The 10521-nt window shown below is 64.3% G+C and carries 9 protein-coding genes; 8 read left to right on the forward strand and 1 reads right to left on the reverse strand.

Annotated elements, in window-relative coordinates; translation table 11 throughout:
- Window positions 1-517, reverse strand: a 517-nt coding sequence (gene ppa / locus AC16XC_RS00985) for an inorganic diphosphatase (RefSeq protein ID WP_484032764.1), incomplete at its 3' end; no start/stop codon positions are given.
- Between the two features lie 180 nt (window positions 518-697).
- Between ppa and AC16XC_RS00990 the strand changes: the two genes are divergently transcribed.
- The 8 genes from AC16XC_RS00990 to metK all read left to right on the forward strand — a co-directional run bounded on the left by AC16XC_RS00990 (window position 698) and on the right by metK (window position 10424).
- Entirely contained in the window at window positions 698-1810 is a 1113-nt protein-coding gene (locus tag AC16XC_RS00990; protein WP_484032765.1) for an LLM class flavin-dependent oxidoreductase, read from the forward strand.
- A gap of 41 nt (window positions 1811-1851) precedes the next feature.
- On the forward strand, window positions 1852-3102 hold the full coding sequence (hisS, locus tag AC16XC_RS00995) for a histidine--tRNA ligase (RefSeq protein ID WP_484032766.1): 1251 nt from the start codon (window positions 1852-1854) through the stop codon (window positions 3100-3102).
- Window positions 3103-3451: 349 nt separating this feature from the next.
- The gene (gene prfA / locus AC16XC_RS01000; protein ID WP_484032767.1) at window positions 3452-4519 is read left to right on the forward strand and encodes a peptide chain release factor 1; all 1068 of its coding nucleotides are present in this window, start codon (window positions 3452-3454) and stop codon (window positions 4517-4519) included.
- 43 nt (window positions 4520-4562) lie between these two features.
- Window positions 4563-5414, forward strand: coding sequence for a peptide chain release factor N(5)-glutamine methyltransferase (prmC, locus tag AC16XC_RS01005; protein ID WP_484032768.1), 852 nt, complete (start codon window positions 4563-4565; stop codon window positions 5412-5414).
- A gap of 197 nt (window positions 5415-5611) precedes the next feature.
- Window positions 5612-6247 carry a DUF4167 domain-containing protein gene (locus AC16XC_RS01010; protein WP_484032769.1) on the forward strand — a complete coding sequence of 212 codons (636 nt, stop codon included), beginning with the start codon at window positions 5612-5614 and terminating at the stop codon, window positions 6245-6247.
- Window positions 6248-6326: 79 nt separating this feature from the next.
- Window positions 6327-7901, forward strand: a complete 1575-nt coding sequence (gene lnt, locus AC16XC_RS01015; protein ID WP_484032770.1) for an apolipoprotein N-acyltransferase — start codon at window positions 6327-6329, stop codon at window positions 7899-7901.
- A gap of 75 nt (window positions 7902-7976) precedes the next feature.
- Window positions 7977-9173, forward strand: a complete 1197-nt coding sequence (locus AC16XC_RS01020; RefSeq protein WP_484032771.1) for a hypothetical protein — start codon at window positions 7977-7979, stop codon at window positions 9171-9173.
- A gap of 42 nt (window positions 9174-9215) precedes the next feature.
- Window positions 9216-10424, forward strand: coding sequence for a methionine adenosyltransferase (metK, locus tag AC16XC_RS01025; protein ID WP_484032772.1), 1209 nt, complete (start codon window positions 9216-9218; stop codon window positions 10422-10424).
- The last annotated feature ends 97 nt before the right edge of the window (window positions 10425-10521 follow it).

Raw genomic sequence — 10521 nt, forward strand, 5'->3', positions numbered from 1 at the left:
CCCGTTCGATCGCTTCCAACACGATCCGGCGGGCATCGCTGGCATCGCCCCAATTGCCGATCCGGACCCATTTCTCGGCTTCGAGGTCCTTGTAATGGGTGAAGAAGTGCTCGATCTGCTGGAGCACGATCGAGGGCAGGTCCTGCCGCTCTCCGACATCGGAATAATAGGGAAATGTCGTGTCCACCGGCACGCAGATCAGCTTCTCGTCGCCGCCATGCTCGTCCTCGAGGTTCAGGACGCCGATCGGGCGGGCGCGCACGACGCAACCGGCGATGAACGGCGAACGCGCGATCACCAGCGCGTCGAGCGGGTCGCCATCGGGCGACAGAGTGTGCGGGACGAAGCCGTAATTGGCCGGATAGCGCATCGGCGTGTGCAGGATCCGGTCGACGAACAGCGCGCCGGAAGCCTTGTCGAACTCGTATTTAACCGGCTCGCCGCCCACCGGCACCTCGATGATCACATTGAGGCTTTCGGGCGGATTGTCGCCCACCGGGATCAGTTCGATATTCATCGTTACTCGCGTGTTTTGGGGCCGTTTTCGGCCTCGGGATTGCGACGTCCCCTCCCTTTGCGGCCTGCCCGTTAGCCGAGCGGGGCGGCAAAAGCGAGCCTGCATTTGCGAATCGCGCAAAGTGGGCGCAAGCTGTTTGCAAGGCTGCTGCAATCAGCCAGTACATATGGGAGAAGTGCAATGCATGTAGGCATGGCAACCGGCTTCGCGCACCAGCGCGACAAGAGCTATCCGGATGTCCAGTTCGTCCAGGAGGAAATCGAGAACCTCGTCCTCGCCGAGGAGCTGGGGTTCGATTCGGTGTGGATCACCGAACACCATTTCTCCGACTATTCGATGTCGAACGACCCACTGCAATTGCTGACCTATATCGCCGGGCGGACCAAGCGGATAAAGCTTGGTACGCAATGCATCATCGTCCCCTGGCACAATCCGGTGCGGCTGGCGGAAAAGATCATCAATCTCGACATTCTTTCGAACGGGCGCGCGCTGCTCGGCTTCGGCGGCGGGCTCGCCCCGCACGAGTTCAAGGGGCTGGGGATCGACCAGAACCAGTCGCGCCAGCTTTATGTCGAGATCCTCGAAGCGGTGATCCCGGCGATCGATTCGGGCGTGATCGAATATGACGGCGAGCTGGTGAAGATCGCGCGCAACGAATTGCGCCCCTGCCCGCTGCGCAGCTTCGAAGGGCGCAAGTTCTGCGGCTCGCTTTCGGGCAGTTCGATGCACATGGCGGCCAAGCTCGGCTTCGGCAACATGGTGCTGATGCTGCCCCAGCGCGGCAAGGAAGCCCCGCCCGATATGTACAAGCAAGTGTGGCAGGAAGTGCACCAGGACGACAGCCTGCCGCCGCCGCCGATGCTGTCGGGCAATTTCTATGTCGATGAAAGCGCCGAATACGCCGAAGTCCAAGGGCAGAAATATCTCGCCCACACGATGCGCAAGGCGCTCGTCAATTACAGCCTCAGCGTCGAAGGCGCGTTCGACCAGGTGAAGGGCTACGAGCAATATTCGAAAATGTATGTCCCGCCCGAAGCGGTCGACGATTATGTCGCGAATTTCGGCAAGTCTGCCGTCACCGGCACGCCGCAGATGATCCTTGAGAGGATGTGGGAATTGAAGGAAATCTACCAGCCGCAGGGCTTCTTCCCGCATATCTATTATGGCGGGATGCCGCAGGACGAAGTGAGGAAGAACATGCACCTGTTCGCCGAAAAGGTCCTGCCCGAGCTCAAGAGCTGGGAAGCCGACAACATCTCGATCGACGAACGCTTCCTCGAAGCGGCGGAGTAGGAATTGCGCTAACGGGCGGCGCGTCCTAAACGCCGCCCGCAATGGCGAAGATCGAAACCCCCCGGCCCATTCGCGGCACGCAGGACATTTTCGGCGCCGAGGCCGAGGCCTTCGCGTTCGTGGTCGAGACCTTCGAGCGCGTCAGGAAGCTCTACCGCTTCAAGCGTGTCGAAATGCCGGTGTTCGAGAAGACCGAAGTGTTCTCGCGCTCCTTGGGTGAGACCACCGATGTGGTCGCCAAGGAAATGTATTCGTTCGAGGATCGCGGGGGAGAATCGCTCACCCTGCGCCCCGAATTCACCGCCGGGATCGCCCGCGCCTTCCTCACCGACGGCTGGCAGCAATATGCGCCGCTCAAGGTTGCGACCCACGGCCCGATCTTCCGTTACGAGCGCCCGCAAAAGGGCCGCTACCGCCAGTTCCACCAGGTGGACGCCGAGATCATCGGCGCGGCGGAAGCGCCGGCCGATGTCGAGCTCCTGGCGATGGCAGACCAGCTCTTGAAGGAGCTGGGTGTTTCCGAAGGCGTAACGCTGCAGCTCAACACATTGGGCGATACTGCCAGCCGCGAGGCCTGGCGCAATGCGCTGGTCGCCTATTTCAAGGACCATGCGCGCGAACTGTCCGAGGACAGCCAGGAGCGCCTTTCGCGCAATCCGTTGCGCATCCTCGATTCCAAGGATCCGCGCGACAAGGTGTTTGTCGCCGATGCGCCGAAGATCGACGATTATTTGACGCAACAGGCGCAGGATTTCTTCGGGCAGGTGACCGCCGGTCTCGACGCTGCGGGCGTCGAGTGGACGCGCATGGCCGAACTGGTGCGCGGCCTCGACTATTATCGCCACACTGCGTTCGAATTCATCACCGACCGGCTCGGCGCGCAGGGCACCGTACTCGCCGGCGGGCGCTATGACGGGCTGATGGAAAGCCTGGGCGGCGCGCCGACCCCGGCGGTTGGCTGGGCGGCGGGGATCGAGCGGCTGGCGATGCTGGTCGAGGGTGTCGGCGAGGCTGCTTCCGAAGTAATCGTCGTCGTCGAAGACGATGCCGTGCTGCTGGATGGTTTGGGGGTGGTCTCGGCCTTGCGCCGGTCGGGCATATCAGCCGAACTCCTCGCATCGGGTTCGCCGCGCAAGCGCTATGACAAGGCCGTCAAGCAGCAGCCCAAGGCGATCCTTGCGCTTACCGCTGAAGGTAATTCCACTTCGCACAGGCTCAAGATCGACGGAGCCGATGAGATTGCCATTGAAGGCGCGCTTGCAAGCTACGATTGGCGCGGCCCGGACGCATGACCATCTCTAACACGTGTCAAATAGGTCACCCTGAACTTGTTTCAGGGTCCATTTCTCCGATCAGACCGTCGGCCTCGGGGGCACGATGGATGCTGAAACACGTTCAGCATGACGGTGTTGGGGTGAGCAATGCAATCCATCCGAGTCACCCCGGACCTGTTCCGGGGTCCCGATTTCTTTCTCACGCGAAGGCGCGCAGGCGCGAAGATGTCGCGCTTGGCGGTAAGCCCTTCGCGTCTTTACGTCTTTGTGTGAATCAACTGGGTTCCCGCTTGCGCGGGAGTGACGGTTGTGCGCGGCGCATGGGACACTTCCCCACCCCAATCCTTCCCCTGAAGGGGAGGGGCTTGTGATTACCGACGAGCGCCTTGCCCAGATCGCGCAGCGCTTTGCCGAACTCGAAGCGCGGCTGGCGAGCGGGACGCTCGAAGGCGATGCCTTCGTTGCCGCGTCGCGCGACTATGCCGAACTCGAACCGGTCGCCAGGGCCGCCGAGCAGGTCCGGGCCTTGCGCGGCGAACTGGCCGAACTCGCCCGGATCGACGATCCCGATCCCGAAATGCGCGCGCTCGCCGCCGAGGAAGTCGAGCGGATCAAGGGCGAATTGCCCGAGGTCGAACATGCGCTGGCCATCGCCATGCTGCCGCGCGACGCCGCCGACGCCCGCCCGGCCATGCTCGAAATCCGCGCCGGCACCGGGGGCGAGGAAGCGGCGCTGTTCGCGGCCGATCTCTACCGCATGTATGAGCGCTATGCTGCAGAGCAGGGCTGGCGGGTCGAGCCGGTCAGCATGAATGCGTCGGACATTGGCGGGTTCAAGGAGATCGTCGCCAATGTCAGCGGGCAGGGCGTGTTCGCCAAGCTGAAATTCGAGAGCGGGGTGCACCGCGTGCAGCGGGTTCCCGTGACCGAGAGCGGCGGGCGCATCCATACCTCCGCGGCCACCGTCGCGGTGCTGCCCGAGCCGACCGAGGTCGATGTCCATATCGATGAAAAGGATTTGAAAATAGATATTTACCGCGCCTCGGGCGCGGGCGGCCAGCACGTCAACACGACCGACAGCGCGGTCCGCATCACCCATCTGCCGACCGGCCTGGTCGTGATCTGCCAGGACGAGCGCAGCCAGCACAAAAACCGCGCCAAGGCGATGCAGGTGCTGCGCGCGCGGCTCTACGAGAAGATGCGCGACGAAGCCCAGGGCGAGGAAGCCGAGGCCCGCAAGGCGATGGTCGGTTCGGGCGACCGCTCTGAGCGCATCCGCACCTATAATTTCCCGCAAGGAAGGGTGACCGATCACCGCATCGGCCTCACCCTGCACAAGCTCGACGAAATCCTCGCCGGGCCGGGCCTTGGCGAACTGGTCGATGCGCTGATCGCCGAAGACGAGGCCAAGCGCCTCGCCGCGATGGGGGAATGAGGTTCAGGCGATCATTCGCCCCCTCCTCTTCAGAGGAGGGGAGATGAAAGTCGCGGAGGCCCTGCGCGATGCGACGAAGCGCCTTGAAGGGGTAAGCGACACCGCCCGGCTCGACGCCGAATTGCTGCTGGCCGAGGCGCTCGGCACCTCGCGTTCGGAGCTATTGCTGCGGCACATGGACAATCCGGTTCCACCGGATTTTGAAGCACTGGTCGCGCGTCGGCTGCGGCATGAACCGGTCGCCTATGTATTGGGACGGCAGGAATTCTTCGGGCGCGAATTCCTGGTCACACCGGATGTCCTCATTCCCCGCGCCGATAGCGAGACGACGGTCGCGGCCGCGCTCCAAGCCTGTCCATCGCCTGGGCGCGTGCTCGATTGCGGGACCGGCTCGGGTGCGTTGTTGCTCACCCTGTTGGCGGAATGCCCCGCGGCCGAAGGGATCGGGATCGATCGCTCGCTCGGTGCCCTAGCGGTTGCCTCGGCCAATGCGGCGAAGCTGGGCTTGGCAAGGCGCACGCGGATGCTCGCCCGCAACTGGCGCGAGCCGGGCTGGAGCGAAGGGATCGGCAGGTTCGATCTTGTCATCGCCAACCCGCCCTATGTCGAGGCAAATGCCGAGCTTTCGCCGTCGGTGCGCCACTTCGAGCCCGCCGGGGCGCTTTTTTCGGGGAAAGACGGGCTAGACGATTACCGGATCCTGGTCCCGCAATTGCCGTCATTGCTCGCTGAAAACGGGCTTGCCGTGCTCGAAATAGGCGCGGAACAGGCTGAAAAGGTAGAAGAAATCGCCCGGTTAACCGGGTTTTCAGCAGAGTTGTGCAAAGACCTCGCTGCGCGCCCACGGGCACTTGTCCTGCGATTAGGGCTTGGCAAGAGCGAATCCGCCCGTTAGGCACGATTCAAGACCGGTAGCCGGAGGAAATTCCCCGCCTGCCAGGTTTCGATCCAACATTTGCGTTTATGCCGCGCCACAGGCCCGGTCTGTATGCAGATGGAGGGACACGAACGCGCATGGAGCGCGACGTGGCGAGGGGTCATGCGACCGGTGAGCGTTGTGCCGCCGGTTCGAGCGAAGGAAGCGAATTCCCTTTGAGTAACAATAGAGGCAGTAATCGTCGCCGCGGCCGCGGAGGTAACCGGTCGCAGGGTGGTGGCAACCAGCTCAACCGCATCGACAGCCGGGCGCGCGGCAATGCCCCCCAGCTGCTCGAGAAATACAAGAAGCTGGCGCATGATGCGCAGCTCAACGGCGACCGGGTCCAGTCGGAATATTACCTGCAGTTCGCCGATCACTATTTCCGGGTGATCGCCGATACCAAGGCACAGAAGGACCAGGCGCGGACCAGGCGCGACACCGATCGCGACCAGCAGGGCGACGACGAGGATTCCGACGACTACGATAATGATCGCAACACATATCGCGGCCGTGGCCGCCGCGACCATCGCCAGGACGACGACGATACTGATGGCGAGCGCGGCATGGAAGGCAATGAACCGGACGATGATTCCGGGGACAATCCCTTCACCCGGGACACGCGCAAGCCGGCCGGGAATCGCCGCCCCCGGCGCGATAACGACGATGACGATGGCGCGAACGGCTTCGATGCGTCGGTCCTCCCCCCCGCTATCGGCAAGGGCGACGACGAGGACGAAAAGCCCCGCCGTCCCCGCAAGGCGAAGGCTCGCGGCGGCGAAGACGGCGAGACTGTCGAAGCCGTCAACTAGACGGTTTCCCCCTGGTGGCATTGCGGGGCCGGGTGTTCGTGCTTGCGCGGCAACTTGAGGCGGGCCACATGGCCTGATCATGGCAATGGCGGCTCCGATCACGACGCGCATATCGGTGCATCCACGCTGGTCAGCGCTGGCGCTGGGCCTGTTGTCGGCGACCGGTTTCGAACCCCTGCATCTCTGGCCGGTCGCGCTCGCCGCAATGGGCGGGTTCTTCCTCCTGATGGCGGGGCGCGGCTGGAAGGAAGCGCTGCTGCTCGGCTGGCTGTTCGGGCTCGCCCATTTCACTTTCGCAAACAACTGGATCGCGACCGCCTTCACCTACCAGGCGAACATGCCGGCGGTGCTGGGCTGGGCGGCGGTGCCGCTGCTGTCGCTCTATCTTGCGGTCTATCCCGCGCTGGCGGCGGGCGGGGCGCGGCTGCTCACCGGACGCGGCGACGGCTGGCCATTGGCGCTGGCGTTCGCGGGCAGTTGGATGGTCACCGAATGGCTCAGGAGCTGGGTCTTCACCGGTTATGCATGGGATCCCCTTGGCGTGATCCTGCTGGGCGGCTTTTCGCGCCCGGGGCTCGCCGCGCTGGCGCCATGGCTGGGGACCTATGCGCTGTCCGGCCTCGCGATCCTGCTGGCCTGTGCCGCGGCCCAGCTGCTGCGCGAACGGCACATGGTCCCGCTCGGGCTGGTTGTGGGGCTGGTCGTCGCGGGCATGCTGGCGCCGGCCGGCAAGGCCCGCGAGGGAAGCATGCGCTACACGCTGGTCCAGCCCGATATCGGCCAGGACAAGCTCAACGATCCGTTCTTCTACCTCGAAAACTTCCGCAAGTCGGCGGCGCTGACCTATCCCCTGGCGCAGGGCGAGAGGAGGATCGTGCTGTGGCCCGAATCCGGGATCCGCGAATATCTCGAAAGCGGCTATCCGCAGCGGATCTACGACCGCGCCAATGTGCTGGCCGATCCGGCGCTGACAAGGGCCAGCCTGGCGCGGATGATCGGGCCCGGCAGCGTGATCCTCACCGGCACCAACGATCTCGAATTCGACGAGGCCGGGCAGCTCTACGGCGCGCGCAATTCGGTCAAGGCGGTCGACGATGCCGGACGGATCGTCGGCAGCTACGCCAAGGCGCATCTCGTGCCCTATGGCGAGTACCTCCCGCTGCGCTGGCTGCTCGAACCGCTCGGCGCGAGCCGGCTGGTGCCCGGGACACTCGATTTCCTGCCCGGTCCGGGGCCCGAGACGCTCGACCTCGGGCAATGGGGCAGTGTCGGGGTACAAGTCTGCTACGAGATCGTCTTTTCGGGCCAGGTGGTCGACAGCGCGAACCGCCCCGACTTCATCTACAATCCTTCAAACGATGGCTGGTTCGGCAGTTTCGGCCCGCCCCAGCATCTCGCCCAGGCAAGGCTGCGGGCGATCGAGGAGGGCCTGCCGGTGCTGCGTTCGACCACCACCGGGATCAGCGCGGTGATCGATGCGCGCGGGGTGGTCCGCGCGCATATCCCGATGCGGGTCTCGGCGCGGCTCGACGGGACGATCCCGCCGGCGCTGCCGCCGACGCCCTTCGCCCGCCTCGGCAACTGGCTGCCGCTGGGCTGGGCGCTTCTTCTGCTCGCGATCGCCGCCATTGCTTCGCGCGGCCGCGCTCGCTAGTCTTTTCGGTCGGGGATCGGCTTGACCCTTCAGCAGGACGCAACAGCGCCTGGCAGTCCCCGATGGGAGGAGTGGATGCCTTCAGCCGCCACTGTGCCGGGCGATGAACCCGAACGCGCTGCCGCCGTTGCGGAGCGCCGGGACGCGCCGCCCGATTTCCGATTCTACGACAACCGCCAGAACTATTTGTTGTTCGTGAACACCTGTTCCGAAAAATGGGTAGTGGCCGAACGGGTTGCGACCGAACTCGACAAGATCGAACCGCAACAGCCGGCGATCCGCTTCTTCGATGCCGGGATCGGCGACGGGACGGTGCTGGCGCGGGTGATCCGCAAGATGCACCGCCGGTTTGCCCGGCTGCCGTTCTTCATCGCCGGCAAGGAGATCAGCCTCGAGGATATCCGGCTGTTCCTCGACAAGGTCCCCGACCGGCTGTTCGAACATCCCGAAATGGTGCTGGCGATCACCAATATCTCCTATGCCGACGCGCCTTGGCTTATGCCGAAAAGGCCTGAATCGCGAGAGAAACTGGTGTGGAAGGAGGTCGCGCTCAAGGGCTCGACCTCGGCCGAATTCGAGCGCCAGATCCAGGGCCTGCAATCCTTCCTCGCCGAATGCTGGACCACCAGGGTGCAGCCATCGACCGGGCGGCTGGTGCCCGAAACGCCGACCGTGCTGGTGCTCTATCGCGAGGACTGCGCGTTCCTGCTCGACAGGGTGATCCCGCGCCGGGAGGCGCCGGTCGCTGATTACGACCTGGTGCTGGCGAGCCAGCCCTTCCGGCTCAACGCGCCGCTCCAATTCAAGGCTGGGAAAGTGCTTGCGCCGCTGGTGCGGGCGTTGCGCGCGGGCGGGCGGCTGCTCGGGATCCACTCGGCGGGCAGCGATCCAGGGATGGAGATCATCCAGCGCGTCTGGCCGGGAACGGACCCGTTCGTCACGTCGCGCCACGAGTTGGTCGAGGCCACGCGCCAGGCGCTGGGTGACGACGCGGGCGATTTCACGTTCGATTCGCTGTCGGCGGCCCGCGCGCTGTTCCGTTATGAAATGCACACGCTGCCCGACGAGATCGACCGCGACAGCGCGAGCATCGGCACCTCGACCCTGCTCGCCGCCTGGAATGCCGCGGTCTATGTCGCCCAGATCGACGACCAGCGCGTGACCGAGGCGATGACCAATCCCAAATATCTCGAAGCGACGCGGGATATCCTGAAAAAGCACGGCGAACTCTGGTTCAACGACGAAAGTTATGTAATCAGCCGCCACCGCTAGATCCCTTGCGAAGCTCGCAACCCACCGCTGGAAAGAAGAAATATGCGCGCCAATTACCTGTTCACGTCCGAAAGCGTTTCCGAAGGCCATCCCGACAAGGTTTCCGACCAGATTTCCGATGCGATCGTCGACCTGTTCCTGTCGAAGGATCCGGAAGCTCGGGTCGCCTGCGAAACGCTGACGACGACGCAGCGCGTGGTGCTGGCCGGCGAAATCCGTTGCCGGGGGGTCTACGAGAACGGCGCCTGGGCGCCGGGCGCGCTCGAGGACATCGAAAGCACGGTGCGCGGCGTGGTCAGGGAAATCGGCTACGAGCAGGCCGGGTTTCACTGGCAGACGCTGAGTTTCGAGAACCATCTGCACGGCCAGTCCGCCCATATCGCCCAGGGCGTCGATGCCTCGGGCAACAAGGACGAGGGCGCGGGCGATCAGGGCATCATGTTCGGCTTCGCCTGCGACGAAACGCCCGACTTGATGCCGGCGACGCTCTATTACAGCCACAAGATCCTCGAACGCATGGCGGCCGACCGGCATTCGGGCGCGGCGCCATTCCTCGAACCCGATTCGAAGAGCCAGGTGACCCTGCGCTTCGCAGGCGGCAAGCCGGCTGCGGCCACCGCGATCGTCGTGTCGACCCAGCATGCCAAGGGCTATGACGAGGGCGAAAAGCGGGCCGAGCTCCATGCCTATGTGAAAGGCGTGGTGGCCGATATCCTGCCAGCCGAGCTGCTGTCGGACGAGACCGTCTATCACATCAATCCCACCGGCAGTTTCGAGATCGGGGGGCCGGATGGCGACGCTGGGCTGACCGGGCGCAAGATCATCGTCGACACCTATGGCGGCGCGGCCCCGCATGGCGGCGGCGCCTTTTCGGGCAAGGACCCGACCAAGGTCGATCGTTCGGCAGCCTATATTGCGCGCTACCTCGCCAAGAACATCGTCGCCGCCGGCTATGCCAGGCGCTGCACGATCCAGCTTGCCTATGCGATCGGCGTGTCGAAGCCGCTGTCGCTCTATGTCGATACCCACGGCACCGGCACGGTCGACGATGCCGCGATCGAGGATGCGATCAAGGGGATCGAGAAGCTCGGCGGGCTGACCCCGCGCGGCATCCGCCTGCATCTCGGCCTCAACAAGCCGATCTATCGCAAGAGCGCATCCTATGGCCATTTCGGCCGCAAGGCAGAAGGCGACTTCTTCCCGTGGGAGAAGACCGACCTTGTCGCTGACTTGAAGGCGTCACTGGGCTGACCCATCCGGAGGCGGCGATGGATACGCCTCCTGCTTCGATCTTTGGCCGGATAGCCGAACTCGATGCGTTGCGCGGCTTTGCCGTAATCGGCATCGT

Source organism: Candidatus Andeanibacterium sp. (assembly GCF_057143545.1).

Excerpts from the sequence above, each read along its gene's own strand:
- AC16XC_RS00990 (WP_484032765.1), top strand. The coding sequence starts at position 698 with ATGCATGTAGGCATGGCAACCGGCTTCGCGCACCAGCGCGACAAGAGC.
- hisS (WP_484032766.1), top strand. The coding sequence starts at position 1,852 with ATGGCGAAGATCGAAACCCCCCGGCCCATTCGCGGCACGCAGGACATT.
- prmC (WP_484032768.1), top strand. The coding sequence starts at position 4,563 with ATGAAAGTCGCGGAGGCCCTGCGCGATGCGACGAAGCGCCTTGAAGGG.
- lnt (WP_484032770.1), top strand. The coding sequence starts at position 6,327 with ATGGCAATGGCGGCTCCGATCACGACGCGCATATCGGTGCATCCACGC.
- AC16XC_RS01020 (WP_484032771.1), top strand. The coding sequence starts at position 7,977 with ATGCCTTCAGCCGCCACTGTGCCGGGCGATGAACCCGAACGCGCTGCC.
- metK (WP_484032772.1), top strand. The coding sequence starts at position 9,216 with ATGCGCGCCAATTACCTGTTCACGTCCGAAAGCGTTTCCGAAGGCCAT.